Source organism: Microbacterium sp. NPDC055455 (genome assembly GCF_053619935.1).
Map to the genome: position 1 here is coordinate 303,516 of NZ_JBSHLB010000003.1, position 24,455 is coordinate 327,970.

General features: G+C 70.4%; 26 protein-coding genes. 15 read left to right on the plus strand and 11 right to left on the minus strand.

Annotated elements, in window-relative coordinates:
* Nucleotides 1-19: 19 nt before the first annotated feature.
* The gene (locus ACWGUG_RS11190) at nt 20-1,732 is read left to right on the plus strand and encodes an amidase (RefSeq protein ID WP_452324701.1); all 1,713 of its coding nucleotides are present in this window, start codon (nt 20-22) and stop codon (nt 1,730-1,732) included.
* Nucleotides 1,733-1,758: 26 nt separating this feature from the next.
* Here ACWGUG_RS11190 and ACWGUG_RS11195 read toward each other — a convergent pair whose 3' ends face one another.
* Nucleotides 1,759-3,258, minus strand: coding sequence for an MFS transporter (locus tag ACWGUG_RS11195; protein ID WP_452324702.1), 1,500 nt, complete (start codon nt 3,256-3,258; stop codon nt 1,759-1,761).
* Nucleotides 3,259-3,367: 109 nt separating this feature from the next.
* On the opposite strand from ACWGUG_RS11195, the gene ACWGUG_RS11200 reads away from it, so the two are divergent.
* Together ACWGUG_RS11200 and ACWGUG_RS11205 are read left to right on the plus strand one after the other, a co-directional pair.
* The gene (locus ACWGUG_RS11200) at nt 3,368-4,039 is read left to right on the plus strand and encodes a TetR/AcrR family transcriptional regulator (protein ID WP_336394715.1); all 672 of its coding nucleotides are present in this window, start codon (nt 3,368-3,370) and stop codon (nt 4,037-4,039) included.
* A 10-nt stretch (nt 4,040-4,049) separates the two neighbouring features.
* On the plus strand, nt 4,050-4,892 hold the full coding sequence (locus tag ACWGUG_RS11205; RefSeq protein ID WP_336394714.1) for a lipase family protein: 843 nt from the start codon (nt 4,050-4,052) through the stop codon (nt 4,890-4,892).
* 33 nt (nt 4,893-4,925) lie between these two features.
* Here the strand turns inward: ACWGUG_RS11205 and ACWGUG_RS11210 are convergent, their stop codons facing one another.
* The gene (locus ACWGUG_RS11210; RefSeq protein ID WP_336394713.1) at nt 4,926-5,507 is read right to left on the minus strand and encodes a TetR/AcrR family transcriptional regulator; all 582 of its coding nucleotides are present in this window, start codon (nt 5,505-5,507) and stop codon (nt 4,926-4,928) included.
* A gap of 108 nt (nt 5,508-5,615) precedes the next feature.
* Here ACWGUG_RS11210 and ACWGUG_RS11215 point away from each other — a divergent pair, with 108 nt between their 5' ends.
* A complete protein-coding gene (locus ACWGUG_RS11215; protein ID WP_452324703.1) occupies nt 5,616-6,371 on the plus strand; it encodes an SDR family NAD(P)-dependent oxidoreductase in 756 nt (251 codons plus the stop codon).
* Nucleotides 6,372-6,483: 112 nt separating this feature from the next.
* Here the strand turns inward: ACWGUG_RS11215 and ACWGUG_RS11220 are convergent, their stop codons facing one another.
* The gene (locus ACWGUG_RS11220) at nt 6,484-6,867 is read right to left on the minus strand and encodes an HNH endonuclease (protein WP_452324704.1); all 384 of its coding nucleotides are present in this window, start codon (nt 6,865-6,867) and stop codon (nt 6,484-6,486) included.
* A gap of 181 nt (nt 6,868-7,048) precedes the next feature.
* Here ACWGUG_RS11220 and pgi point away from each other — a divergent pair, with 181 nt between their 5' ends.
* The gene (pgi, locus tag ACWGUG_RS11225) at nt 7,049-8,731 is read left to right on the plus strand and encodes a glucose-6-phosphate isomerase (RefSeq protein WP_452324705.1); all 1,683 of its coding nucleotides are present in this window, start codon (nt 7,049-7,051) and stop codon (nt 8,729-8,731) included.
* Between the two features lie 252 nt (nt 8,732-8,983).
* The gene (locus ACWGUG_RS11230) at nt 8,984-9,898 is read left to right on the plus strand and encodes an aggregation-promoting factor C-terminal-like domain-containing protein (RefSeq protein WP_336394709.1); all 915 of its coding nucleotides are present in this window, start codon (nt 8,984-8,986) and stop codon (nt 9,896-9,898) included.
* An 84-nt stretch (nt 9,899-9,982) separates the two neighbouring features.
* Here ACWGUG_RS11230 and ACWGUG_RS11235 read toward each other — a convergent pair whose 3' ends face one another.
* Both ACWGUG_RS11235 and ACWGUG_RS11240 read right to left on the minus strand, forming a co-directional pair.
* On the minus strand, nt 9,983-10,690 hold the full coding sequence (locus ACWGUG_RS11235) for a DUF899 domain-containing protein (RefSeq protein ID WP_452324706.1): 708 nt from the start codon (nt 10,688-10,690) through the stop codon (nt 9,983-9,985).
* A gap of 533 nt (nt 10,691-11,223) precedes the next feature.
* Nucleotides 11,224-13,023, minus strand: coding sequence for a DUF2207 domain-containing protein (locus ACWGUG_RS11240; RefSeq protein ID WP_452324707.1), 1,800 nt, complete (start codon nt 13,021-13,023; stop codon nt 11,224-11,226).
* 42 nt (nt 13,024-13,065) lie between these two features.
* Between ACWGUG_RS11240 and ACWGUG_RS11245 the strand changes: the two genes are divergently transcribed.
* Nucleotides 13,066-13,506, plus strand: coding sequence for a MarR family winged helix-turn-helix transcriptional regulator (locus ACWGUG_RS11245; RefSeq protein WP_336394706.1), 441 nt, complete (start codon nt 13,066-13,068; stop codon nt 13,504-13,506).
* A 16-nt stretch (nt 13,507-13,522) separates the two neighbouring features.
* Here the strand turns inward: ACWGUG_RS11245 and ACWGUG_RS11250 are convergent, their stop codons facing one another.
* On the minus strand, nt 13,523-14,257 hold the full coding sequence (locus tag ACWGUG_RS11250) for an ABC transporter permease (RefSeq protein WP_336394705.1): 735 nt from the start codon (nt 14,255-14,257) through the stop codon (nt 13,523-13,525).
* A complete protein-coding gene (locus ACWGUG_RS11255) occupies nt 14,254-15,093 on the minus strand; it encodes an ABC transporter ATP-binding protein (RefSeq protein WP_452324779.1) in 840 nt (279 codons plus the stop codon). The genes ACWGUG_RS11250 and ACWGUG_RS11255 overlap by 4 nt, the downstream gene beginning before the upstream one ends.
* A 107-nt stretch (nt 15,094-15,200) precedes the next feature.
* Here ACWGUG_RS11255 and ACWGUG_RS11260 point away from each other — a divergent pair, with 107 nt between their 5' ends.
* Both ACWGUG_RS11260 and ACWGUG_RS11265 read left to right on the plus strand, forming a co-directional pair.
* Entirely contained in the window at nt 15,201-15,785 is a 585-nt protein-coding gene (locus tag ACWGUG_RS11260) for a thymidine kinase (protein ID WP_336394704.1), read from the plus strand.
* 27 nt (nt 15,786-15,812) lie between these two features.
* A complete protein-coding gene (locus ACWGUG_RS11265) occupies nt 15,813-17,006 on the plus strand; it encodes a low temperature requirement protein A (protein WP_336394703.1) in 1,194 nt (397 codons plus the stop codon).
* A gap of 111 nt (nt 17,007-17,117) precedes the next feature.
* Here the strand turns inward: ACWGUG_RS11265 and ACWGUG_RS11270 are convergent, their stop codons facing one another.
* The 3 genes from ACWGUG_RS11270 to ACWGUG_RS11280 all read right to left on the minus strand — a co-directional run bounded on the left by ACWGUG_RS11270 (nt 17,118) and on the right by ACWGUG_RS11280 (nt 19,758).
* Nucleotides 17,118-17,576: an Hsp20/alpha crystallin family protein gene (locus tag ACWGUG_RS11270; protein WP_378883698.1), complete on the minus strand. Its 459-nt coding sequence runs from the start codon at nt 17,574-17,576 to the stop codon at nt 17,118-17,120.
* A gap of 108 nt (nt 17,577-17,684) precedes the next feature.
* Complete coding sequence (locus ACWGUG_RS11275) at nt 17,685-19,286, minus strand: L-serine ammonia-lyase, iron-sulfur-dependent, subunit alpha (protein WP_452324708.1); 1,602 nt, start codon at nt 19,284-19,286, stop codon at nt 17,685-17,687.
* A 103-nt stretch (nt 19,287-19,389) separates the two neighbouring features.
* Complete coding sequence (locus ACWGUG_RS11280; protein WP_336394700.1) at nt 19,390-19,758, minus strand: VOC family protein; 369 nt, start codon at nt 19,756-19,758, stop codon at nt 19,390-19,392.
* Nucleotides 19,759-19,868: 110 nt separating this feature from the next.
* Between ACWGUG_RS11280 and ACWGUG_RS11285 the strand changes: the two genes are divergently transcribed.
* Both ACWGUG_RS11285 and ACWGUG_RS11290 read left to right on the plus strand, forming a co-directional pair.
* Entirely contained in the window at nt 19,869-20,036 is a 168-nt protein-coding gene (locus ACWGUG_RS11285; protein WP_336394699.1) for a hypothetical protein, read from the plus strand.
* Between the two features lie 63 nt (nt 20,037-20,099).
* Nucleotides 20,100-20,288, plus strand: coding sequence for a hypothetical protein (locus ACWGUG_RS11290; protein WP_378883704.1), 189 nt, complete (start codon nt 20,100-20,102; stop codon nt 20,286-20,288).
* Nucleotides 20,289-20,316: 28 nt separating this feature from the next.
* Here ACWGUG_RS11290 and ACWGUG_RS11295 read toward each other — a convergent pair whose 3' ends face one another.
* Nucleotides 20,317-20,523 carry a dodecin family protein gene (locus tag ACWGUG_RS11295; RefSeq protein ID WP_194396520.1) on the minus strand — a complete coding sequence of 69 codons (207 nt, stop codon included), beginning with the start codon at nt 20,521-20,523 and terminating at the stop codon, nt 20,317-20,319.
* A gap of 198 nt (nt 20,524-20,721) precedes the next feature.
* On the opposite strand from ACWGUG_RS11295, the gene ACWGUG_RS11300 reads away from it, so the two are divergent.
* The 4 genes from ACWGUG_RS11300 to ACWGUG_RS11315 all read left to right on the plus strand — a co-directional run bounded on the left by ACWGUG_RS11300 (nt 20,722) and on the right by ACWGUG_RS11315 (nt 24,272).
* Nucleotides 20,722-21,189 (plus strand): transglycosylase SLT domain-containing protein, encoded by a 468-nt coding sequence (locus ACWGUG_RS11300; RefSeq protein ID WP_336394697.1) that lies wholly within the window; start codon nt 20,722-20,724, stop codon nt 21,187-21,189.
* A complete protein-coding gene (locus ACWGUG_RS11305) occupies nt 21,186-22,163 on the plus strand; it encodes a cation diffusion facilitator family transporter (RefSeq protein WP_452324709.1) in 978 nt (325 codons plus the stop codon). The genes ACWGUG_RS11300 and ACWGUG_RS11305 overlap by 4 nt, the downstream gene beginning before the upstream one ends.
* Before the next feature lie 319 nt (nt 22,164-22,482).
* Nucleotides 22,483-23,373, plus strand: coding sequence for a class I SAM-dependent methyltransferase (locus ACWGUG_RS11310; RefSeq protein WP_452324710.1), 891 nt, complete (start codon nt 22,483-22,485; stop codon nt 23,371-23,373).
* Nucleotides 23,374-23,408: 35 nt separating this feature from the next.
* On the plus strand, nt 23,409-24,272 hold the full coding sequence (locus ACWGUG_RS11315; protein WP_452324711.1) for an SMP-30/gluconolactonase/LRE family protein: 864 nt from the start codon (nt 23,409-23,411) through the stop codon (nt 24,270-24,272).
* The last annotated feature ends 183 nt before the right edge of the window (nt 24,273-24,455 follow it).

Here is a 24,455-nt window from a genome sequence, read left to right on the forward strand (position 1 = left end):
GTCCCAGGTGTGACACCTGATGTACCCCGTGGTCGAGAAGACGATCGCCGAGCTCCGCGAGGCCCTCGAGTCCGGCGCCGTGACGAGCGTGGAGCTCGTCGACGCCTACCTCGCCCGCATCGACGCGTACGACGCCACGGGCACCGAGACCGCCCTCAACGCCGTGGTCGTGCGCAACCCCGACGCGCGGGCCGAGGCGGCGGCATCCGATCTCCGTCGCGCCGAAGGCCGCACGCTGGGTCCGCTCGACGGCATCCCGTACACCGCCAAGGACTCGTTCATGGCGAAGGGTCTCACCGTGGCGGCGGGGTCGCCCGCGTTCCAGGATCTCGTCGCCCAGCGGGACGCCTTCTCGATCGAGCGCCTCCGCGGGGCCGGCTGCATCCTGCTCGGGCTCACCAACATGCCCCCGATGGCGAACGGAGGCATGCAGCGGGGCGTGTACGGGCGCGCCGAGAGCCCCTACAGCGCCGACTACCTCACCTCGGCGTTCGGCTCGGGGTCGTCCAACGGCTCGGGCACCGCGACGGCGGCCTCGTTCGCGGCCTTCGGCCTCGGCGAGGAGACCTGGTCGAGCGGCCGCGCGCCCGCCTCGTACAACGCGCTGTGCGCCTACACGCCATCGCGCGGCGTCATCTCGGTGCGCGGCAACTGGCCGCTCGTGCCCACCATGGACGTCGTCGTCCCGCACACCCGCACGATGCGCGACCTGCTCGAAGTCCTCGACGTCCTGGTCGCCGACGACCCAGAGACCCGGGGCGACTTCTGGCGGGCGCAGCCCTGGATCCAGATCCCGGATGCCTCGGCCGCACGCCCCGCGTCCTACCCCGCGTTGGCGGCGCCCGACGCGGATGCGGCGCGGGCCGCCCTGGCCGGGCGCCGGTTCGGCGTGCCGCGCATGTACATCGGCGCCGACCCCGAGGCGGGGACCGCCGGGGGCATCGGCGGCCCCACCGGAACCCCCATCGAGACGCGCCCGTCGGTGCTGTCGCTGTGGGAGCAGGCGCGCCGCGACCTCGAGGCCGCCGGCGCGGAGGTCGTGGAGGTCGACTTCCCCACGGTCACGAACTACGAGGGCGACCGCCCCGGCGCGCCGACCATCAGAACCCGCGGCCTCGTGCCCGAGGAGTTCCTCCGGCGCGAGATCGTCGACCTCTCGGCCTGGGCGTGGGACGACTTCCTCCGGGCGAACGGCGATCCCTCGCTGGACCGGCTCGATGACGTCGACGGCGCCGCCATCTTCCCCCACCCCGAGGGTGCGCTTCCCGACCGCTACACCGGTTTCGACGACGACATCGCCACGTACCCGGCACAGGTGCGAGAGCACCCGTTCGCGTCGTTCACCGACATCCCAGAGATCGAGCGCGGCATCCGCGGTCTCGAGGAGACCCGCCGCCTCGACCTCGAGGAGTGGATGTCGCAGCAGGGATTGGACGCCGTGCTCTTCCCGGCCGTTGCCGACGTCGGCCGCGCGGACATGGACGTGAACGTGGCATCCGCCGATCTCAGCTGGCGCAACGGGGTGTGGGTCGCCAACGGGAACCTCGCGATCCGCCACCTCGGCATCCCGACGGTGACCGTGCCGATGGGCACGATGGCGGACATCGGCATGCCCATCGGGCTGACGATCGCCGGGCGCGCGTACGACGACGCCGCGTTGCTGGCGTGGGCGTCCGCGTTCGAGGTTCTGCGCGTGCGCCGGACACTGCCGCCGCGCACGCCCGAGCTCTGAGCTGCCTCCGGGGAGCCGTCGCGCGATCAGCGCAGGCCCGAGCGCAGATCCTCTCCGGCCTCGCCGATCGCGTCGAGCGTGCGGTCCGGTCCCCCGGCCCCGTCGTCCTCGTCGCGCGGGCCGAGGGCCGACGTACCGTCGTCAGTGGCCAGCGACGGCGGGGCCGCGGCGTACGCGGCGGACAGGTCGCGGTACGGCTTGGAGAAGAAGGCGAGCAGCACGACCAGGAGCAGCAGCAGGCTCGCGCCGACGAACGCGAGCGCGATGCCGCGGGCCTCGCCGTCGCCGAGGAGCCAGCCGAACCTCTCCTGCCCCTGCGGCGACTCCATGTACGGGATGAGCCAGAACTGCGCGACCGGCCCGATGATGAATGCCGACACGGGCGCCGCGGCGGACTCCACGCTCGCCGCGAACCCGAACACGCGCCCCTGCTTGTCATACGGCACGACGCGCTGCACGATGGTCTGCTCCGAGGCCTCGGCGATCGGCATCAGGCTCATGAAGATGAGGATCCCGAGGGCGTACAGCCACCACCACTCGCGGATCGCGAAGGTCATGCCGAGCAGCGCGATGCCGATGTTCACGAGCAGCAGCGTGCGGACCGGGTTCCTGCCCAGACCGAACTTTGCCACCAGTGCACCGCCGATGATGAAGCCGAAGCTCGTCACGCCCAGCACGATCCCCCACAGCTCGACGGAGAACAGCGTCAGACCGTACGGGTCCATCAGAGCCATGAAGACGCCGCCCACGAGATTGTTGAAGGTGGCGAACAGGATCAGGGCCAGCAGACCCGGGACGGCCATCACCGCCGGGATGACGCCGCGGAAGCCGAAGCTCTTCGGCGCCTCGCCCTCGACGTGCGCCACGCCTCGCTCGGGGATCGGCACGAAGAGCAGGTGAACGAGCGCCACGCCGGTCGCCGCGATCGCGATCGCGATGGTCCACCCCATGCCGAGGAGTCCGATCGACAGGCCGGAGAACACGCTGGTCACCATGAACGCGATGCCCTGCACGGCGCCCACCAGGCCGTTGGCCCGGTCCCGTCGCTCCGCCGGCACGAGCAGCGTCACGGTCGTGGACAGCGCGATGTTGCGGAGGTTCTCCACCACGCCACCGAGGAGGATCACGCCCGAGAACACCCAGAACCACGGCCCCTGCCAGTCCAGCAGCGTGCTCTCGGGGAACGCGAGGAACAGGGCGCCGGCGACCAGGTAGGCGGCCGTCGTGACGACGCTCGACAGGAGCATCACGGCCTTCTTCTTCATGCGGTCGACGATCACGCCGAAGACCACGCCGAACACGGCGACCAGGAGCATGTACGAGCCGCCGATGATCGCGGTCGCCAGCACCGACCGGGTCTGGAGGTACACCCAGAACGTCAGGGCGAACCAGAGATAGCTCGTCGTGACGTTGGCCACCGCGGTGTTGACGAGCACCTGGTAGAACGCGCGCAGCGTGCGCTCACCCGGCGTGTGCTGCGCCATCTCGTCGGAGCGCGCGGCACGCCCCGGGGTCGGCTGGCTCATGGGTCCTCCGGCGTGTTCGCGGTGGGGGGCTGGGGGTGGGCGATACAGTGAATGTGGACACCGTTCACATGGAATGTTCACACCGTACACACCCGAGCGGGGCGGCGCAATGATCACACCGCGCACCTATCATCACGGCGACCTCCGACGTGCGCTCATCGCGGAGGGGCTGCAGCTCGCCCGCACCGGCGGCCCGGGCGCCGTGACGCTCCGGGAGGCGACGCGCGCGGCGGGCGTGTCGCCGAACGCCGCGTACCGGCATTTCCGCGACCGCGACGCCCTCGTGCGAGCCGTCGCCGCCGAAGCGCAGCTCGCCCTCGCCCGCGCCATCGCCGACCGCGTCGCGCTCGCGCCCGCCGACCTCGCGCCGGCCGACCGCGCGATCGAGCGCCTCCGCCGCGTCGGTCTCGCCTACATCGACTTCGCCCGCGCCGAGAACGGGTGGTTCGAGACCGCCTTCTTCACGCAGGACACGCACGCCAACGACGGCATCGTCACGCTGGACGACGAGATCGTGGCGCCGTTCCGGCTCTTGATGCAGACGCTCGACGAGATGGTCGACTCCGGCGCGCTGTCGGCCGATCGCCGCCCCTACGCCGAGTGGGCCTGCTGGTCGTCCGTGCACGGATTCGCCGAGATCGCCGTGCACGGTCCGGTCCGGTGGCAGCCGCCGGGCGTGATCGACGCCCTCGCCGCGAACGTCGTCGAGGCGGCGATCACCGGCGTCCGGGGCGCACCCGCGGGCACGGCACCGGCCCACCCCACCGCTTCACCCTCCTAGACTTTCGCGCATGGCGGCCACTCGCGAGGCGATCCCGACCGCGCGGCACTCGCTGGTGCGCCGAGGGCTGTGGTGGGCGGCGGACTACGCCTACGCGGCGCGACGCCAGCTCGCGGTGCTGTCGCTCCCGTGGGCCATCGGGCGTCCCCGCCCCGCTCCGGCCGCGTGGAGCCGGGACGACCCGGAGCTGCCGGAGGTGTATCTGCTGCCCGGCGTCTACGAACACTGGACGTTCCTGCGCCCCCTCGGCGACGCCCTCGCCCGCGCGGGGCACCGGGTGCGGGTGGTGCACGGCCTCGGCGTCAACCGACGCGGCGTCCCCCACACGGCCGAGATCCTGGGCCGGATCCTGAGCGACACGCCGCCTCCTCCCGCGGGCCGGGTGCTCGTGGCGCACAGCAAGGGCGGGCTCATCGGCAAGCACCTGCTCGTCTCGTCGGGCGCGGCGGCGCGTGCGGCGGTCGAGGCCGCCACCGGCGGCGACCCCGCGGCGGCGGCCGCCGCGACCACCGAGGACGGCCGCCCCCTCGGCGTGCTGGGTCTCGTGGCCGTGGCGACCCCCTTCGGCGGGTCGCGGCTGGCGGGTCTCTTCGTGATCCCGAGCATCCGCGCCTTCCGCCCCGACGACGAGACCATCGTGACCCTCGGGCGCGACGCGTCGGTGAACGGCCGTATCGTCTCGGTCTTCGGGCCCTGGGATCCGCACATCCCCGAGGGCAGCGCGCTGGACGGCGCGACGAACATCGTCGTGCCGACGGCCGGCCACTTCCGTGTCCTCGGCGCCGCCGCGACGACGCGCGCGGTGCTCGACGGCATCGCGCTCCTCAGCCGCGGAGGTGTCTCCGAGGAGTAGATCCGGGGTGCGATCGCCGGTGTCCTCCGCCGTTCACGCGACCGATCGGTGCGGCCACCACGCGGGAAGCAGCGCGGTGTACACGCGCAGGAAGTCCTCGACCCGCGGATCCGGATGCCGCAGCCAGCCGCCGATGACCCCGACCGTGCCGTCGGCGAGGAACCGGGCGGCCGCGTCCGACACCGTCGCGGCGGGCATGTCCTTCACCGGCAGGTCGAGCTCGATGCGACCGCGCGCGAGCAGCGTCTCGGTGGTGCCTCGGAAATGGCGGCTGAGCATGGCGTGCAGGGCTCCGCCGCCGTCGGCCAGCTCGCGGCGGTAGATGTCGGCGTGCCGCAGGATGTGGCGGAGCACACCCTCGGTCACCGTCGCGAGGGCGGTCGCGGCATCCGACCGGTCCTCCATCAGCTCACGCCGGAGAGCGTCGAGCTCGGCCATGAGTGCCTCCTCGACGAGCCTCTCCGGCGAGTCGGCGTGCTCGTAGAACGTCGAGCGGTGCACGCGCGCGGCTGCGGCGATGCGGGTGACCGTCAGCTGCGAGATTGGCTCTCCCGCGGCGAGGTCCAGCGCCGCGGCGAAGAGGCGATCGCGGCTGCGTCGCTTGCGGGGATCCATCAGGCCTCCGGGAATGTTTTCCGACAGGTGTAGGTTAGGGCATGTATAGCCGACACATGTCGGAAAGTCACAGGGCGCCACGCAATGACGCCACCAACGGAGGTAATCATGGCTACGTACGATGTCGCGGAGCGTTCCGCCATCGTCACGGGCGCCGGGTCCGGCATCGGCCGGGCGGTCGCCCTCACCCTCGCGGCGAACGGAGCGGCCGTACTCGTCGCCGACGTGCGACAAGAAGCCGCCGACGCCGTGGTCGCGGAGATCGCCCAGGCCGGCGGCACCGCCGCGGCGTTCGTGGGCGACGTCGCGGACCCGGCCGCCGGACAGGCAGCGGTGGACGCCGCCCAGGCGATGGCCCCGCTGCGGATCGCCGTGAACAACGCGGGAATCGGCGGCGCGGCAGCGCCGATGGGCGAGTACCCGATCGACTCGTGGCAGAAGGTCATCGATATCAACCTGAATGCGGTGTTCTACGGCACGCGGGCGCAGGCCCCCGCCATCGCCGCGAACGGCGGCGGGTCGATCGTGAACATCTCATCGGTGCTCGGCTCGGTGGGCATCCCGATGTCGTCGGCGTACGTCACCGCCAAGCACGGCGTCGTCGGACTCACCAAGAACGCCGCGCTGGAGTACGGCGCCCAGGGCGTGCGCGTCAACGCCGTCGGGCCCGGCTTCATCCACACGCCGCTCGTCGACGCCAACCTCGACGCCGACGCGCAGGCCGCCCTCGCGGCCAAGCACGCGCTCGGTCGCCTCGGGGACCCGCAGGAGGTCGCGCACCTCGTCGCGTTCCTGTCGTCGGATGCCGCGACCTTCGTCAGCGGGAGCTACCACCTCGTCGACGGCGGGTACGCCGCGCAGTAGCGGGCATCCCCGCGGAGCGACCCGCGCGACCCGGACGCGCGGGCCGCTTCGCACACCCCGGCGGGCCGGGGGTCGATGCTCAGGAGCGCTCCGGAGCCTCAGTGCCGGCGCGTCAGCCCCCCGGCGCGTCGGCCGGCGCCTCGACCACCGTCGCCGATGCCCGCCACGCGGCCAGCACCTCGATGTGACGGAGCAGGAAGGCCCGCTCGTCCAGACGCTTGCGACGCAGCCACCCCGTCACCTCGTCGTTGCACTTGCTCGCGTTGCACGAGCGGCACGCCGGCACGACGTTCTCGAACGTGTACCGGCCGCCGCGCGAGATCGGCAGCACGCAGTCCTTCTGGAACGGGCCCACTGCCGTGCCGCAGTAGGCGCACGCGCCCCACGCCTCCAGGAGCGCCCGCCACTCCTGGACGCTCAAGTCGTTGTCGGCCGCGGCGACGCGACGGGCACGTCGGCGCGCCGCTCGAGCCCTCCGGGACTGACTCACCGCCACGCCGCAACGCTACCGAGCCCGGACGGACGATCGCGTCGGCACACCGTCGAGCAGCGGGATGCGGCACGTCCGGGTGGTCCGGAAGCGCACCGACGGACGGGAGGCCGGACTCACAACGCACACGATCCGGCCGTGAGCAACACGAAACCGTGCCGCCGACCGGCGCGAGTACGGTAGTGGCGTGACTGCTCCCGTCGATGCCACCGCCACGTCCGCCTGGGCCGAGCTCAGCTCCCTCCGCGACTCGTTCGCCCCCGACCTGCGCGAGTGGTTCGCGATCGATCCCCGCCGCGCGGAGCGTCTCAGCTTCGAGCTGGCCGACCTCCACGTCGACCTGTCGAAGAACCTCGTCACCGACGGGATCCTCGCCGCCCTCGTGCGCCTGGCGGAGCAGACGGGGGTGGCCGAGCGCTACGCCGCGATGATCGCCGGTGAGCACATCAACACCACCGAGGACCGCGCGGTGCTCCACACGGCGCTGCGGCGCCCCGCGGGCGCGCAGCCGGCCCTCGTCGTGGACGGGCAGGACATCGACGCCGACGTCCAGTCCGTGCTGACGGCGATGACCGCCTTCGCCGACCGGGTGCGCTCCGGCCAGTGGAACGGCGTGACCGGCAAGAAGGTCACGCACATCGTCAACATCGGCATCGGCGGATCGGACCTCGGTCCCGTCATGATCTCGGCCGCGCTCGAGCCGTACGCGACGGCCGGGATCCAGGCCCGCTTCGTGTCGAACATCGACCCCTTCGACCTCGCGAGCAAGACGAAGGACCTCGACCCCGAGACGACGCTCTTCATCGTCGCGTCGAAGACGTTCACCACGCTCGAGACGCTGACGAACGCGCGCCTCGCCCGGGACTGGCTGTGGGCCGGGCTCGAGGGTTCCGGGGCGATCGACGGCACCGAGGAGCAGAAGACGGATGCCGTCGCCCACCACTTCGTCGCGGTCTCGACCGCGCTCGACAAGGTCGCCGCCTTCGGCATCGACCCGGTGAACGCGTTCGGCTTCTGGGACTGGGTGGGCGGCCGCTACTCGGTGGACTCCGCCATCGGGCTGTCGCTCATGATCGAGCTCGGACCCGACGTGTTCCGCGAGCTCCTGGCCGGCTTCCACGCCGTCGACGAGCACGTCCGCACGACCCCCCTCGAGCGCAACGTGCCCGTGCTGATGGGCCTCCTCAACGTCTGGTACTCGAACTTCCTGGGCGCGCAGTCGCACGCGGTCCTTCCCTATGCCCAGCAGCTCAGCCGCTTCGCCGCCTACCTGCAGCAGCTCACGATGGAGTCCAACGGCAAGTCGGTCCGCTGGGACGGCTCCCCCGTCACCACCGACACCGGCGAGGTGTTCTGGGGCGAGCCGGGCACGAACGGGCAGCACGCGTTCTACCAGCTCATCCACCAGGGCACGCGGCTGATCCCCGCCGACTTCATCGCCTTCGCGAACCCCGCGTACCCGCTCGAGGACGGCGGCCGGGACGTGCACGGGCTGTTCCTGTCGAACTTCCTGGCGCAGACGAAGGCGCTCGCGTTCGGCAAGACCGCAGCGGAGGTGGAGGCAGAGGGCACGACAGGCGCGCTCGTGGCGGCCCGCACCTTCGCCGGCAACAAGCCGACCACGTCGATCTTCGCGCCCGCGCTGACCCCCGCCGTGCTCGGTCAGCTCGTCGCGCTGTACGAGCACATCACCTTCACGCAGGGCGTCATCTGGGGCGTCAACTCGTTCGACCAGTGGGGCGTCGAGCTCGGCAAGCAGCTCGCTCTGCAGATCGCGCCCGCGATCGAGGGCGACGAGTCGGCGATCGCGGCTCAGGATGCCTCGACCCGCGCCCTGCTCGCATACTACGCCGCCCACCGAACGGTCTAGCGAAAAGCGTCGGAGGGGCGGATGCCGGGAGGATCGGCATCCGCCCCCTCTTGTCTGATCCCCTGGCGAGAGGTGGATTTCCGGCGTCCGGACCAGCACTTCTGCGGGAAACCGCTCTGAGGTTCCGTTCAGCAAACGGCCGGGAGTCGTCCAGACGGGATGAGGCAGACTCGGGGACTTGTGTGTCCGACCCGAGGGCGCACGGGCGCCGGTACCCGCGGCGCGATACCCGAGAGATTCGTTACGTTCCCCATGCATACAGACCAGTCGCCTGCTCCCTCCCGTCGCTCCCTCCGCCGCCGTCACCGACTCTTCGGCCCGGCCGTCGCCACCGGCACCGCCTTCGGCATCATCCTGACCGCGGGCCTCACGCTCGCCTCCCCCGCCCTCGCGGCCGCCGCCCCGCTGGCCGCCACCGCGATCGCCACCGCCGCCGCGCCGGATGCCGCCGCCGAGACCCTCCGCGACATCCGCGTCGAAGCCCAGGGCACGCTCCTGGCCGCTCGCGTCGCGCAGACCGAGGCCGATGCCCTCACGGCCGACATCGAGGCCTCGGGTCTCGACATCGGCGTCGAGGACACCACGATCGAGACGTCGGCGCTGCACGATGCCGCCGAGCGCCTCTCGAAGCTCGACGTCGTGCCCATGCTGCTCATCCCCGGTCTCGCCGCCGACGCCACGGCCGTCACCGCCGAGGTGCAGGAGCGCGTCGCCGACCTGCGCGGGCACCTCGACGCGGCCAAGGAGAAGAAGGCCGCCGAAGAGGCCGCCGCCGCAGCCGCCGCTGCTGCCGCCGCCGAGGCGCAGCGCCAGGCGGAGGCGGCCGCTGCCGCCGCGGCCGCGCTGGCCGCCGCCAACACCGTCGACGGCGCGAAGGCCACGGCCCGCCAGATGGCGGCGTCGCAGTACGGCTGGGGCGACGGCGAGTTCTCGTGCCTCGACTCGCTGTGGGACAAGGAGTCCGACTGGAACTATCAGGCCTACAACGGCTCGAGCGGCGCGACGGGCATCCCCCAGTCGCTCCCGGGCGACAAGATGGCCAGCTTCGGCTCCGACTGGCAGACCAACGCGACGACGCAGATCGCGTGGGGCCTGGATTACATCAAGCGCGCCTACGGCACACCGTGCGCCGCGTGGGGACACAGCCAGGCCACGGACTGGTACTGACCGGCGCGCGCTGATCGGCGCGCTCGGATGACGGATGCCGCACCCCGGCCGCAGTCGCGGGGTGCGGCATCCTCGTCTTGAGGCTCAGTCGCGACGGGCCGAGCCGGCTCCGTAGAGCTCTGCCACCTGCTGCGAGCTGAGCCAGCCGTCGAACGTGTCCGATCGCGGCCAGCCCTCCGGAGAGTCCTGCCAGGACTCCTGCCGTCCGAACGGGAGGAGATCGATGAGCGGGAAGGTATGGCTCAGCTGCTCGGTGCCGCGGCCGTCGGTGTGCCACGTGCGGTACACCGTGTCGCCGTCGCGGAGGAAGACGTTCACCGCGAACCCGCCGCCGGCCGGCGCATCCATGTCGGCGCCGAACGGGCTGTCCGCCGTCGAGAACCACTCCATCCGGTTCCCCGTCCTCTCCTTGTAGGCCAGCGCCTCGTCGATCGGCCCCGTCGTGACGATCACGAAGCGCGCATCGTACGGCTCGAGGAACTCCAGCCGGGTGAACTGCGAGGTGTACCCGGTGCAGCCGGGGCAGTGCCATTCCTTCCCCTCGAACCACATGTGGTGGTACGTGATCAGCTGCGTCCTGCCGTCGAAGACGTCGACGAGCCGCACCGGCCCGTCCTTCCCGACGAGCAAGTAGTCCGGCAGCTCCACCATCGGCAGGCGCCGCCGCTGCGCGGCGATGGCGTCGAGCTCACGAGTGGCTGCCTTCTCGCGGACACGGAGCTCGGCGAGTTCTCGGCGCCACGACTCGGCGTCGACGACGGGCGGAAGAGCGTGGTCGGTCGTGCTCGGCATCGGAACCTCCCAGTGTGCGGATGCGTATGTTCACACTGTACACATCCCGACGCCGTGGTCAAGGGCCGCGTCGCTCGGCTCGGCGCGGATGCGCGGCCCGCACTCTCAGCGAATTCATCACAAGAAGATAACGGCGAAAGCTTCCCTCTGTTACCTCGTCGTTATAGAGTGCTTGCACGGTAGTTGTTTTGCTGTGGCAGCTGCCGGCATGTGATTGCAGGACACTCTTGGTGCAAGGGACAAGGGCCGGTCGGTAGCCTCTCCGACCGGCCCTCACCCTGTGCGGACACATCCTCCCACCCCTGGCCGCGATCCATCACGAAAACATAACGACGAATGCTTGCCACCGTTACCTGGTCGTTATAGAGTGCTTGCACGGTAACTGTTTTGCTGTGGCAGCTGCCGACATGTGATTGCAGGACACTCTTGGTGCAAGGGACAAGGGCCGGTCGGTAGCCTCTCCGACCGGCCCTTACTCTTGCCGCGACCCGGATCAATGCGACGAAGGAGCGTTGATGCGGGTCACACTCCGCCTACACTCCGCCGCCACCGCCGCCGCCCCCGCCGCCGCCGGCGGACCCGCCGCCGGACGAGCCGCCGGAGGACGACGAAGACGCGGCCGAGGCGGAGAGGGTCGAGATGCCCGCCGAGAACGCCGCGGCGTTGAAGCCCGAGGTGCCCGCGTACCAGGTCGGCGAGTTGCCCTCGCCGTAGAGGACCGCGAGCTCCTTCGACCACTCCTTCTCCTGCCCGAACACGACCGCGTACGGCAGGAGGGTCTCGTAGAGCTTGAGCTTCACACGCGGATCGGAGATGTCGACCGCAACCCGCTCCGCGCCCTGCGGCGACTGCAGCATGCGGATGCGGTCGGCCTCTGCCCATTCGATGAACTGCTTCAGCCCCCCGAGGTGGTCGCGCGCCTCGGCCCCGGCGGCGGTGAGCGGCCTGCGCGCGACCATCGCCCCGACGATGATCGCGACGAACGCGGCGGCGATGATCAGCATGATCGGCCACAACGGATTCACGAAGGCGGCGAGTGCGCCGAGGCCGAACAGGAGCACCAGCACCGCCGAGCCGATCGCGATGACGATCGGCCACACCCGGGCCTTGAGCGGCACCGCACGTCGCAGGCCGCGCGTCCCGAGCTCCGAGGCGGCCGCCTTGAGCACCTTCTGTGCGGTGGTGGAGAACCGCGTGTCGGTGCGGCCGAACTCGAACTCCTCCCCCGGCACGCCACTGGGGAAGAGGCCGGGCAGCAGCATCCGTCCATCCCCGTCCGCGAGCGCGGGGTTCACCAGCACGGCCCTCAGCCGCGTGCCGCCGAACCACTTCGGGGGACCCTCCTCGATGCGGATGCTGCCGACCACCGCCTGCTCGAGCACCTCGGCCGGGATCGCCTTGGTCGTGCGGCCCAGCAGCACGGCGCTCTCGAGCGCGTCGATCCCGCGCGGCGGCGTGTACTCAGCGATGATCACGGGTCGCCCCGGATCGTCGCGCAGGTGACGGACGCGCGCGACCGCCGCGAGCGCGAGCGCGCTCCCGAGGCCCACCAGCGCGACGCCGGCCTGCAGCCAGCCCCACGGCGACGCGAAGTACGAGGAATCGAACTCGATGAACGTGTCGGGTTCGAACCCGATCGCGATCGTCATGGTCTGGTACGGCTGAAGACCCTCGACGGATGCCACGACCGCGCCTGCCTCGTCGCGGATGGGGCACGTCTGGTCGTCGCCCTGCTGCCCGAAGTAGCACGCCTGTGCGCCGGTGCGTGCGGCGGCGAGCTCGTCGGGCATCGTCACGCGCGCCGTCACGCGACCGAACGGCTGCGGCCACGCGGTGCCGTTGACGTCCCAGTAGAACTCGTCCGCGCCGGTGTCGGCGAAGTACCGCGTGACGTTCTCGAGCGTGTAGGTGAAGACGTACGTCTGGACGCCGTGCACGTAGCCGTCGGCTCGGGACGTCATGATGTAGAACCCGTCCTCGGACTCCGCCTCCGCCGCCCGCTCGGCGCCGCTCTCGTCGGTGATCGACACGAGCTGCGGGTTCAGTGGCGCCCCTTGATACGAGTCCGGGATGATGCGGCGCATCCCCCTGTTCTGGTCGATGTCCGGGAACCGGGCGACGAAGGTCTCGACGACGGTGAGCGTGCTGGTGCCGTCGCCTGTGCGGTCGAGCTGGTACTCGACGTCGAGGCTGTCGAACGAGAAGTCGTCGACGCCGGCGTGCACCGGTACCGGCACGGCGAGCGCGAGCAGCAGGCCGGCGAACACGGCGAGCGCGAGGCCGGCGATCCCGAGTCGCCGTGCGCGCGAAGGCACGGCAGCAGAAGTCCCCATGGGGCCAGCCTAGGGTCGACCCGAGGCTCTAATCTGGACGCTATGACCGATCGCCGCCTCGCCATCGACGCCTGGGAGAGTCTCTTCCGCGCGCAGCACGAGGTGTTCGGCGACATCAACGACGACTTCCACGACGACAGCCTGAGCCAGGCCGAGTACGACGTCCTGCTCACGGTCACCCGAGCCGCCGACATGACCGCGCGCCTGCGCGACGTGACGGCGAACATGCTCATCAGCCAGCCCAGCGTCTCGCGACTGGTCGACCGCATGGTGACGCGCGGGCTGCTCACGAAGTGCGCGGATCCCGACGACGGCCGCGGAGCGCTCGTCACCGCGACGGATGCCGGTGCGTCGCTGTTCCGCCGGATCGCGAGCGCGCACGGACGTGCGATCGCCGAGCGGATGTCGCTGCTCTCGGACGACGAGCTCGCTCAGCTGCGCGACCTCACGGCCAAGCTGCGCAAGAAGCAGCCCAGCTGCTGAGCCGCGGGCCGGTCCGTCACGGTGTGCGACGGCGGAGCGTGAGGGACGCCAGGATGAGCGAGCCGACGGCGAACGCGACCACGACGAGCAGTGGCCCGAACACGTCCCATCCCTCGTCTCCGGCCGTCACCGCGTTGATCGTGTCGATCGCATAGCTCAGCGGCAGCACCTTCGAGATCTGGTACAGCGCGTCGGGCATGTCCTCGCGCGGCATGAACAGGCCGCCGAGGATGATCTGCGGGAACACGATCAGCGGCATGAACTGCACCGCCTGGAACTCCGTCCGCGCGAACGCGCTCGCGAACAGTCCGAGCGCGCTGCCCAGGATCGCGTCGACGACGGCCACGAGGCCGAGCTGCCAGAGCGGTCCGTCGACGTCGAGCCCGCACACCCACACCGCGAAGGTGACGGTGACGATCGCCTGCAGGGTCGCCATCAGCCCGAAGGCGAGGCCGTACCCCAGGATGAAGTCGGTCTTGCGGATCGGGGTCGTCATCAGGCGCTCGAGCGTGCCCGACCTGCGCTCGCGGAGGGTCGTGATCGAGGTGATGAGGAACATGACGATGAACGGGAAGAGCGCCAGGATGGGCCCCCCGAACTGGTCGAAGACGCCGTCCAGATCGCTGAACAGCCACGCGAACAGCCCGACCAGCAGGCTCGGGGCGACGAGCATCAGGGCGATCGAGCGCGGGTCGTGGCTCAGCTGCCGCAGCACGCGGCCGGCGGTCGCGACTGTCAGGGTGCCGTTCACGGCGCACCCCCGTCCTTCGCGCGTCGCGCGGGCGCGTCCGCGTTCCGGCGTGCCTCACGGCGGGTCAGGGCGTGGCCTTCGTGGGCGTCGGCCGGGGCGTCCTGCGCCCGCCGCAGCGCGTCCTGCTGGACGAGCGCGAGGAACGCGGCATCCGGATCCGTCTCTCCGGTGTCGGCGAGCAGACCGCCGGGGGTCGTGTCGGCGATGATGCGCCCTGCCCTCATCAGCACCAGCCGGTCGCACCGCAGCGCCTCGTCCATGACGTGACTCGACACGATGAGCGTCGCCCCTGCGTCGGCGAGTGCGCGGAAGACGTCCCAGAGCTCGGCGCGCAGCAGCGGGTCCAGGCCCACCGTCGGCTCGTCCAGCACGAGGACCTCCGGCGCGCCGAGCATCGCCACACCGAGCGAGACCCGCGTCTCCTGGCCGCCGCTGAGGGAGTCGATGGTCTGATCGCGCTGGTCGGCGAGCCCGACCTGCTCGATGACGCGGTCGACGTCCGAGCGGTGGGCGCCGACGAGCCGGGCGAAGTACCGCATGTTCTGCCGGATGGTGAGGTCGCCGTAGACCGAGGCCGCCTGCGTGTCGTACGACACCCGCCGGCGCAGCGCCGCCGATCCGGCCGGCTCCCCCAGCACGGTGACGGTGCCGCCCTCGACCTTCTGCACGCCCACGATCGCGCGCATCAGTGTGGTCTTGCCGCAGCCGGACGGTCCCAGAAGGCCCGTGATCTCTCCGCGCGGAACTTCGAGATGAAGGTCCCTGAAGACCTCGGTGGTGCCGCGCCTCACGTGCAGCCCGCGCACCGTGACGGCATCCGCTGCAGGCATATTCATCACGTGTGAACAGTGACCCCGCGGCGGCACGCCGTCAAGAGGTCCGGAGACGCAGGCCCGGAGTCCGGGCACCGCGTCCGGGCATGGGCAGCCGTAGGGTGGGCGCCATGCACACACGCAACCAGGCCAGGCTGCAGGTGGTGGCCGGTCCGATGTTCGCCGGCAAGTCCGAGGAGCTGCTGCGGCGGGTCCGCCGCGCGCGCATCGCCGGGCTGTCGGTCGAGGTGCTCAGCCATGCGCTCGACGATCGGCGCGGCGAGGGTCAGGTCAGCTCCCATTCGGGACTCAGCGTGGCGTCGAGGCCGGTCGCCGACGTCGCCGGGCTCGTGTCCGCCGTGCGCGGCAGGGACCTGGATCTCGTCGCCGTCGACGAGGCGCAGTTCTTCGGTCCCGAGCTCGTCGGCGCCGTGGACGGGCTGGTCGCCGACGGCGTGGACGTCGTGGTGTCGGGCCTGTGCGTCACGTTCGACGGGGAGCCCTTCGAGCCCCTCCCGTCGCTGATGGCGATCGCCGAGGACGTGATCAAGCTGACCGCGGTGTGCGCCGTGTGCGGGGAGGACGCCGCATTCCATCAGCGGATCTCGGCAGCGGATGCCGGTGACGCCAGGATCCCGACGCGCGCGCAGATCGGCGGCATCGAGTCCTACCAGGCCCGCTGCCGCCGGCATTTCACCGGCCGCGGGAGCCGGTGAACGAGGGCCGCAGTGCCAGGATGAGGCATGACCTTTGGGCTGGCGCGCGATGTGATGCGCCCGACCGACTCGCCGCGCGCCGACCGCGTCACCTATGTCGAGCTCTTCTTCGACCTCGTCTTCGTGTTCGCCCTGACGCAGCTGTCGAGCTATCTCGCCGAGCACCAGAATCCGGCGGGCCTGCTCGAGGGCGTGATCATGGTGTGCGCCCTGTGGTGGGCGTGGGTCTCGACCACGTGGGTCACGAACTGGCTCGACCCCGTCGCGCTGCCCGTGCGTGGCGTGGTGATCGGCCTCGCCTTCGTGGCCCTGGTGATGAGCGTGGCGATCGCGGAGGCGTTCGGCGAGCGGGCGTGGGCATTCGCCCTCGCCTACGTCGTGCTGCAGATCGGCCGCACGGCGTTCATCGTGTGGGCGACGCGTCGCCATGACCGCCAGGTGTCGCACGACTTCACGCTGGTGCTGGTCTGGACGGCTGTGGCCGCGGGCCTGTGGATCGCCGGGGCACTGCTGCCGCTGTGGTGGCAGCTGCCGCTCTGGGCGGCCGCCCTCGCCGTGGAGCTCCTCGGCACCATCCTCGGCTTCCCCGTCCCCGGACGCGGCCGCGTGCTCATCGGCGCCTGGGACCTCTCCGGGCCCCATATCGCCGAGCGCACGGCCCTGTTCGTCCTCATCGCCCTGGGCGAGGGGCTCCTGGTCACCGGGTTCGCCTTCGTGGCGAAGGAGTCATCGGCCGAGTCCATCATCGCCATGGCGGCGGCGTTCGCCGCCGCGGCCGCCATCTGGTGGATCTACTTCGATCACGGCGAGCGCTTGGGCTCGGAGGCGATCGAGGCGGCCGACGAGCCCGGCCGCCTCGCGCGGACGGCGTATACCTGGATCCACCTCGCCATCATCGGCGGGATCGTCGCGCTGAGCGTGGGCGACAAGGAGGCCCTCGCCCATCCGCGGGCAGCCGGCTTCGCGCCCACGGTCGCCGTGCTGCTGGGCCCGCTGCTGTTCCTGATCGGCTGCGTCCTCTTCCGGCGCGTGCTCGAGCAGCGGTGGGCGCGTGCCCAGCTCGCGGGCATCGCGGCGCTGCTGGTCGTCGGCGCGGTGGCGCTGGCCTCGGGCGGGATCGGTGCGCTGTGGCTCACCGTCGCCGCCTCCGTCGTGCTCGCCGGAGTCGCCGCGGGCGAGACGCTCGATCGCGTCCGCCGCGGCCGCCGCAGCGGAGGCTGAGCGGGCCCGGACCGGCTGCTGCGGCCTCGCTCCCGGGCCGTGCGGAAAGACGGGATGCCCCGTCCCCGACGTGGGGACGAGGCATCCGTCGATCGTGTGCGGCTCAGCCGGTCACTGCTCGATGGGCTGCGGCGCGTCCGAGGTGGACTCGTGCGCCTGGATGGTGGGCGACGACCCCTCGGTCGTCACCTCGACCTTGCGCGGCTTCGCCTTCTCGCTGACGGGGATCGTGACGCTCAGCACGCCGTTGTTATAGCTGGCGGAGATGCTGTCGGTGTCGATCCCCTGGCCGAGGTTGAGCTGCCGCAGGAAGCTCGCGGCCTCGCGCTCACGGGTGATCCACTTGACGTCTTCGCCGCTGTGGAGGGTGCGCTCGGCGCGGATGGTCAGCAGCTGGCCGTCCACGTCGATGTCGACGGATCCCGGGTCGATGCCCGGCAGATCGGCGGTCAGGACATAGTGGTCGCCATCGCGGTACAGGTCCATCGGCATGCGGCGCGGGCCGCGTCGCGTGTCGAAGAGACTCGACGCCAGACGATCGAGATCACGGAACGGGTCATACGTAGCCATGGTTGTCTCCTCTCGTTCTTGGAGTTGAGTCGAGTCGACTCAACTAATCACAGATTAGCACTCGAGGGGTGCGAGTGCTAGATCCGCCGTTCGCCGTGAACGAACGCGTCAGCACTCGATGACGTTGACCGCGAGCCCGCCCTCGCTGGTCTCCTTGTACTTGTGCGACATGTCGATCCCCGTCTGCCGCATCGTCTCGACCACCGCATCGAGCGAGACGTAGTGCGAGCCGTCGCCGCGCAGCGCGAGCCGCGCCGCAGTGACGGCGGTGGACGCCGCGATCGCGTTGCGCTCGATGCACGGAATCTGCACCAGCCCGCCGACCGGGTCGCAGGTGAGGCCGAGATGGTGCTCCATCGCGATCTCGGCCGCGTTCTCGATCTGGCGGTTGGTGCCGCCCATCACGGCGGTGAGCCCGCCGGCGGCCATCGCGCACGCCGACCCGACCTCGGCCTGGCAGCCGCCCTCGGCCCCCGAGATCGACGCGTTCGCCTTGAAGAGAGAGCCGAGCGCCGTCGCGGTGAGGAGATACCGACGGATGCCGCGGCGACGGTTCGCCTCGGCGACCTCGCGCTCGTCCCACCCGGCGATCGCCTCGGGCGCGGCGGCATGCCCGTGGTAGCCGAGGAGGGCGCTGCCGACGAGCTCGCCGTACGGGGTGACCGCGTTGCCGGCGCCGAGCCCCGAATCGGCGAGGAAGCGCCACCAGTACATCGCCACGGCGGGCACGATCCCCGCGGCGCCGTTCGTGGGCGCGGTCACCACGCGGCCACCGGCGGCGTTCTCCTCGTTGACCGCGAGCGCGAAGGCACCGAGCCACTCCCCCGGGAGTTCGCGGCGACCGTCCGCTTCCGCCGTCTCGAGCTGTGCGCGGATGGCAGCGGCACGCCGCTTCACGCCCAGCATGCCCGGCAGCACGCCGTCGGCGCGCAGACCGGCCTCGACGCAGGCGGCCATCGCATCCCAGATGGCGTCCAGCCCCTCGGCGACCTGCTCCTCGCTGCGAAGCGCCGTCTCGTTGAGGCGGGCGGCCTCGGCGATCGTGAGGCCCCGCTCATCGCACAGCGCCAGCAGCTGCTCGGCGCTGTCGAAATCCATCGGGTACACAGACGCTGACGCAGTGGCGCCCGCGCCGGTCGACGGGTCACCCTCGCGGCGGATGAATCCGCCTCCGACCGAGTAGTACGTCTCGCGGGCGATGAGGCCGGCACCGGACACCGGCTCGATCTCGACCGTCGCGGCGGACGCGCCGGTCTCGCGGATGCCGGGACCGCTCAGCGCGCGTGCCGGGCCGTCGTCAGCGGATGCCCACGCCTCCAGCGTCATCGCGTTCGGGTGCGCGGGCAGCCTGGTCCGCGGCGCGAAGACGACGTCGTCGCGCCGGAACGGTACGGCGTGGACGCCCGCGACGGCGAGCGTCTCGCCGTCGGGCCATCCGCTCCACGCCGCACGGACGGCATCCGGATCCACCGTCTCGGGTTCGTGTCCCTGCAGGCCTGCGACCACCGCGTCCGGCGTGCCGTGGCCGATGCCGGTCGCGCCGAGCGAGCCGTAGAGCGTGCAGGTGACCCGCCGCACGCGGGGCAGCGCACCGCAGGCGCGCAGCCGCACGGCGAAGTCGTGGGCCGCCCGCATGGGGCCGACCGTGTGGGAGCTCGAGGGTCCTACGCCGATGGAGAACAGCTCGAACGCCGAGACGTAGGCGCTCATCGCCACCAGGCTAAAGCACGCCCCGTGCGATCTGCAGGGCGTTACCGAGTCGATAGGAGCACGATGCGCGCATCACGGCGATTCCGCGAGGCAGTCTGTCGACTCACGCCGAAGGCCGGAACGAGACGAGCCCTACCGTGTTGCCCTCGGAGTCCTTCACGAAGGCCTGCCACTCGTCGTGCCCGGCGGGCCCGAGCGTGTCGTCGGTGTGCGTGAAGATGACGTGCGGGGGCGAGACCACGTCCGCGCGACCCCCGAGCCGCTCGAGTGCCCTGTCGACGTCGTCGACGCGGAGGTAGAGGAGAGACGGTGGGGCCGCGCGATCGAGCAGGAGTCGCACCCCGTCGAGGTCGAAGAAGAGGAGCCCGGGCGGATCGAAGACAGCGGTTGCAGGCGCTTCGAGCAGTGCGGAGTAGAAGGCCGCAGCACGCTCGAGATCCTCGGCGTGCTGCGCGACCTGCACGAGTCTCATGGCGTCATTGTGGCCCGCCCGTACGCGACGTGCCAGGCCGCACGCAACCCCCCTCGCGCCGGAGCGAATCGGGGAGTATTCAGGAGGGAATCGACCTCTGGAGGTGGACGATGCTGTTCGTCATCTATCTGATCCTGCTCATCGGCGGGATGGTGCTGTTGGGGATCTCGTTCTCGCTGCCGATCCTCTCGGCACCGGCGTTCGTGCTCGGCGTGCTGATCGTCTGCGGCGCGGTCGCGGTGCCGATCACGGCAGGGATCTTCGAGCAGCGGAGGTAGCGCGCGCCGTCTCCGCCAGGGCGCGTCGACGTACGCTGGGTTTCTTCCGCGAAGGGGGCTGCGATGTCCGTCCACGATGAGCACGTACCCGCACACCGGGTGCCCGGGCCCGGCGAGCCGGACATCCCGGAGATCGAACTCGACGAGACCATCGCTCCTCGGCCCGAGGAGGAGGCCGCCGACCTGCTGCGGGCGGAGCCGGACGTCGCGGATCACCGCGACAGCGCGCACGATGACCGAACACAGTCGTGACCGTGGGGTCTTGATGGTGACGCCCGGCTTACTCCGGCACGTACTTGAACGACAGCTGGATCCGGGTGCGGAACAGCAGCGCGCCGTCGTCGCCGACCACGACGTCCTGTTTCGTGACCTCCGCCACGCGCAGGTCGTGGAGCGACCCGGACGCTGTAGTGATCGCTTCTCGGGCCGCCTCCTCCCACGAGGACGCACTCGTGCCGACGACATCGATCACTCGATACACGCTCATCTCGACCTCCATCGCTCGATGCGGACAGGTCCATGATGATGGCGCACACGCCCAGAGGGAAGGGGCCTCAGGATCAGCGCGACGTCGTCTCCGGCTGCGGTCCGGGATCGTCCGCATCATGAGGTCGATGGGGAGATGTTCGGGCTGCCTTCGTTGCGCCTCGCCGGGCCTTCGTAGAAGCGCGCCTATCGTGATGTCATGCGGAGAGTCCTGGCGCTGACGACATCGCTGCTCCTGCTGACCGGATGCGCCGCCGTTCCCGCGGATCCCCAAGGCACACTGGATCGCGTGTCGGGCGGCACCCTGAACGTCGGCGTGTCCCCCAACGGCGACTTCACCTCCGTCACCGGAGACGCGGTGGCCGGCTCAGAGGCTGCGCTTGTCGAGTCGTTCGCCGAGACGGTCGACGCGGAGATCGAGTGGACGGTCGGCTCCGAAGAGGCACTGGTGCGGGCGCTGGAGCGGGAGGATGTCGATCTCGTGATCGGCGGGCTGACTGATGCCACGCCGTGGGCGGACAAGGCGGGCGTGACGAGGCCGTACGGCGAGTTCACCGACGAGGACGGGAAGAGGCACAAGCTCGTGATGCTGGTCCCGATGGGCGAGAACGCGTTCCTCACCAGCCTCGAGACCTTCCTCACGCACGAGGCTGCGAGGTTGCGATGAGCATCAGCTTCGGCAGGACCAAGCTGCCTGAGAAGCAGGTCCAGGTCCTGCATCGGGCCATCCGGCTCGAGTGGATCACGATCGGCTTTCTCGCCGTCAGTGTCATCCTCGTGTTCCTCGTGCTCGGCAACTCGCAGGCGATGAAGGCCGCCTGGCTCGAAGACCTGCTGTCATTCATCCCTCCGATCGCTTTCCTCATCGCGGTACGGATCAACCGGAGGCCACCCACTCCCGACCATCCCTACGGCTTTCACCGGTCGGTGGGGGTCGGGCACCTCGTGGCCGCGGTGGCGCTCACAGGGATGGGAACCTTCCTCATCATCGATTCGGGTACGGGGCTCCTCCGCGGCGAGCACCCGACGATCGGAACCGTCGTGCTGTTCGGCCAGGTGATCTGGCTCGGGTGGCTGATGATCGGCGTCATGGCCGTCATCGCCGTGCCACCCGTCATCATCGGGCGGGCAAAGCTGAGGCTCGCACGCGAGCTGCACAACAAGGTGCTCTACGCCGACGCCGACATGAACAAGGCCGACTGGATGACAGCGGCCGGTTCCATCGTGGGCGTCGCCGGCGTCGGCATCGGGCTCTGGTGGCTCGACTACGTCGCCGCACTCTTCATCTCCGGGAGCATCCTCTACGACGGCTTCCGCAATCTGCGCGCCGCGACCCTCGACCTGATGGATGAGCGCGCGACCACCTTCGACGACAAGAAGCCGCACCCCGTCGGCCGAGAGGTGGAGAAGTACCTTCGCGGACTGCCGTGGGTCGCCGAAGCGGGGTGCCGTACGCGCGACGAGGGGCACGTGTTCCACATCGAGGCGTTCGTCGTCCCGCGCGAGGGTCAGCCGCCTTCGATGGATCACCTCGAGAGCGCCCGGCTCGCGTGCATCGAGATCGACTGGAAAGTCCAGGACATCGTGCTCGTGCTCGTCCCCGAACTCCCGGATGTCGTGCAGCCGGAACCGGCCGTCTGACCCGGTCGCGCCACTCGCCCGCATGGCTGCAGCCGGACGGCATGAGGAACAAGAAGGGAGGCGAACTGCAGCAGAAACGAGAAGAGGGGCCCTGGCGCCGATCGTGTCAGTCGCAATGCTCAACGGCCTCGCACCTGGGCGCTCCGCACTGGGGAGGCTGCCTGGATTCGCCGGCTCGGCCCTCGACCGGCGATCGCCACGTATGCGCGCTACCCGGCGGACATGCGTGCGCTGCGGCCGTTGATCTCCCTGAACGGGTGCCCGAAGGAAGTAGCCGTGCCTTGGTCTGCGCGCGTGGCGCTGGCTACGCTCCTTGATCGTGATCTATCAGGACCCTCTTGCATATCTGCTCGGCATCGAAGGGTCCGCTCTGCTCGACGCATGGGCCGGTGACCACGATCAAGCCTTCGTCGAAGACCGGGTCGCCGAGATCCGCCGATTGCTCGCCGACGGGAAACTCCAGAATCGCGGGGTGCTCGCGGAGCGCGTGGCCGCTGACGTCGCCTATCAGCAGCAGGCATCTGATTACGACGCGAATGCGGGCGGTGGCCTCTTCGCGATCGACGAGCCGGTCATCACCGAATGGCTGGCGCACCGCGAGGGTGGCGTCGCCCTGGATGCCGCGTGCGGCACAGGCCGATTCGCGCGGATCCTCGCCGACCTCGGCCACACCATGATCGGCGTCGACGGGTCACAGGACATGCTCGAACTGGCCCGCGAGCGTGTCCCGGAGGGCGACTTCCACCTGGGATCAGTCGATCGACTGCCTCTCGCCGACCGATCGGTCGATGTGGTCGTGTGCGCGCTCGCGCTCGTCCACATCAGCGATCTCGGCCCGGTGTTCGCCGAGTTCGCCCGCGTGCTGCGCCCGGGTGGCGCGCTCCTCATCTCAGACGTGCATCGCGAGCTCACCACGATCGGCTCGGGCATCAAGGGTCTGGGACCCGACGGCGAGCGCCGCCTAGCCCCGGCATTCCGGCATCCCCTCGGCGACTATCTTCGGGCCGCGCTCGCCGCGGGACTCGAGCTGCGCGCCGTCGAGGAGCCCGCCCTCCACTGGGACGACTCGCCGCTGCCGAGGCCGAGCGCCGAGATCGGCGACTGGCCGGCGTGGCCATGGTCCCTGTTGGCATACGTACCTGACGCGGCGCGCGCGGTCTCCGGCCGTCCGCAGCTGCTCCTTCTGCACTTCGCTCAGCCTGCGTCTTGAGCCTGCGCCCTGCCCCCGGGAGAGTTGACCCTGGAATGACCGAGACCACGCCTCTGATTCAGCCGGGTGCACAGCTGGAGCGCCTGTACACCGGTATGGCGTGGGCCGAGGGACCGGTCTGGCTCCCGGATGCTGGAGCCGTGCGCTGGAGCGATATCCCGAACGACAGGATCCTGCAGTTCGACGCCGCGACCGGGGGCGTAGACGTGTATCGAGCCGGAGTCGAGTTCACGAACGGTCGGACCCTCGATCTCGAGGGTCGGGTCGTGCAGTGCTCGCACGGACTGCGCCGGATCGAGCGCGACGTCGACGGGGTCGTGACGCCGATCGTCGATCGGTGGGACGGTGTGCGCTTCAATTCGCCGAACGACGTGGTGGTCGCTTCGGACGGCGCGATCTGGTTCACCGATCCGCCCTACGGCATCCTTTCCGATCACGAAGGACACGCCGCGGCGCCCGAGTACGAAGGATGCTTCGTGTTCCGCTTCGACGAGCGGATGGGAGAGCTGCGGCCGGTGATCACCGATATGGTGCATCCGAACGGACTCGCGTTCTCACCGGACGAGACGGTCCTCTACGTGTCGGACACGGCAGGGGCCACGCAGCCGGGCGTCCCCCACCACATCCGCCGCTACCGCGTGCACGACGGCGCATGCGATCAGGGAGACACCTTCGCGCTGATCGAGGACGGAGTGTGCGACGGCCTGCGCGTCGACGCCCGCGGGCGCGTCTGGGCATCCAGCGCCACCGGCGTCGTCGTCTTCGATGCGGAGGGTGCCCGTGTCGGCGCGATCCCCGTTCCCGAGATCGTGTCCAACGTCTGCTTCGGCGGCGAGGACGGTACGACGCTTTACATCACCGCATCCACCAGCCTCTACCGCATCCACATCCACCTGTAACGCCGAGGACCGCGAGGTCCACTATGCGGATCGTCGTGGTGGGGGGCGACCTGGCACGTCGGGGATATCTGATCCCTGGGCTGGTCACAGACGGCGGTCGCCGGCCATGTCCAAGGACGAAGGGGACCGCAGCCTACGATCGCCGGGGTCGGCGATGGACCCTCGTGAGCGACCGCAGTCGGT

Excerpts from the sequence above, each read along its gene's own strand:
- ACWGUG_RS11190 (WP_452324701.1), top strand. The coding sequence starts at position 20 with ATGTACCCCGTGGTCGAGAAGACGATCGCCGAGCTCCGCGAGGCCCTC.
- ACWGUG_RS11195 (WP_452324702.1), bottom strand. The coding sequence starts at position 3,258 with ATGAGCCAGCCGACCCCGGGGCGTGCCGCGCGCTCCGACGAGATGGCG.
- ACWGUG_RS11200 (WP_336394715.1), top strand. The coding sequence starts at position 3,368 with ATGATCACACCGCGCACCTATCATCACGGCGACCTCCGACGTGCGCTC.
- ACWGUG_RS11205 (WP_336394714.1), top strand. The coding sequence starts at position 4,050 with ATGGCGGCCACTCGCGAGGCGATCCCGACCGCGCGGCACTCGCTGGTG.
- ACWGUG_RS11210 (WP_336394713.1), bottom strand. The coding sequence starts at position 5,507 with ATGGATCCCCGCAAGCGACGCAGCCGCGATCGCCTCTTCGCCGCGGCG.
- ACWGUG_RS11215 (WP_452324703.1), top strand. The coding sequence starts at position 5,616 with ATGGCTACGTACGATGTCGCGGAGCGTTCCGCCATCGTCACGGGCGCC.
- ACWGUG_RS11230 (WP_336394709.1), top strand. The coding sequence starts at position 8,984 with ATGCATACAGACCAGTCGCCTGCTCCCTCCCGTCGCTCCCTCCGCCGC.
- ACWGUG_RS11235 (WP_452324706.1), bottom strand. The coding sequence starts at position 10,690 with ATGCCGAGCACGACCGACCACGCTCTTCCGCCCGTCGTCGACGCCGAG.
- ACWGUG_RS11240 (WP_452324707.1), bottom strand. The coding sequence starts at position 13,023 with ATGGGGACTTCTGCTGCCGTGCCTTCGCGCGCACGGCGACTCGGGATC.
- ACWGUG_RS11245 (WP_336394706.1), top strand. The coding sequence starts at position 13,066 with ATGACCGATCGCCGCCTCGCCATCGACGCCTGGGAGAGTCTCTTCCGC.
- ACWGUG_RS11255 (WP_452324779.1), bottom strand. The coding sequence starts at position 15,093 with ATGAATATGCCTGCAGCGGATGCCGTCACGGTGCGCGGGCTGCACGTG.
- ACWGUG_RS11260 (WP_336394704.1), top strand. The coding sequence starts at position 15,201 with ATGCACACACGCAACCAGGCCAGGCTGCAGGTGGTGGCCGGTCCGATG.
- ACWGUG_RS11265 (WP_336394703.1), top strand. The coding sequence starts at position 15,813 with ATGACCTTTGGGCTGGCGCGCGATGTGATGCGCCCGACCGACTCGCCG.
- ACWGUG_RS11270 (WP_378883698.1), bottom strand. The coding sequence starts at position 17,576 with ATGGCTACGTATGACCCGTTCCGTGATCTCGATCGTCTGGCGTCGAGT.
- ACWGUG_RS11275 (WP_452324708.1), bottom strand. The coding sequence starts at position 19,286 with ATGAGCGCCTACGTCTCGGCGTTCGAGCTGTTCTCCATCGGCGTAGGA.
- ACWGUG_RS11280 (WP_336394700.1), bottom strand. The coding sequence starts at position 19,758 with ATGAGACTCGTGCAGGTCGCGCAGCACGCCGAGGATCTCGAGCGTGCT.
- ACWGUG_RS11285 (WP_336394699.1), top strand. The coding sequence starts at position 19,869 with ATGCTGTTCGTCATCTATCTGATCCTGCTCATCGGCGGGATGGTGCTG.
- ACWGUG_RS11290 (WP_378883704.1), top strand. The coding sequence starts at position 20,100 with ATGTCCGTCCACGATGAGCACGTACCCGCACACCGGGTGCCCGGGCCC.
- ACWGUG_RS11295 (WP_194396520.1), bottom strand. The coding sequence starts at position 20,523 with ATGAGCGTGTATCGAGTGATCGATGTCGTCGGCACGAGTGCGTCCTCG.
- ACWGUG_RS11300 (WP_336394697.1), top strand. The coding sequence starts at position 20,722 with ATGCGGAGAGTCCTGGCGCTGACGACATCGCTGCTCCTGCTGACCGGA.
- ACWGUG_RS11305 (WP_452324709.1), top strand. The coding sequence starts at position 21,186 with ATGAGCATCAGCTTCGGCAGGACCAAGCTGCCTGAGAAGCAGGTCCAG.
- ACWGUG_RS11315 (WP_452324711.1), top strand. The coding sequence starts at position 23,409 with ATGACCGAGACCACGCCTCTGATTCAGCCGGGTGCACAGCTGGAGCGC.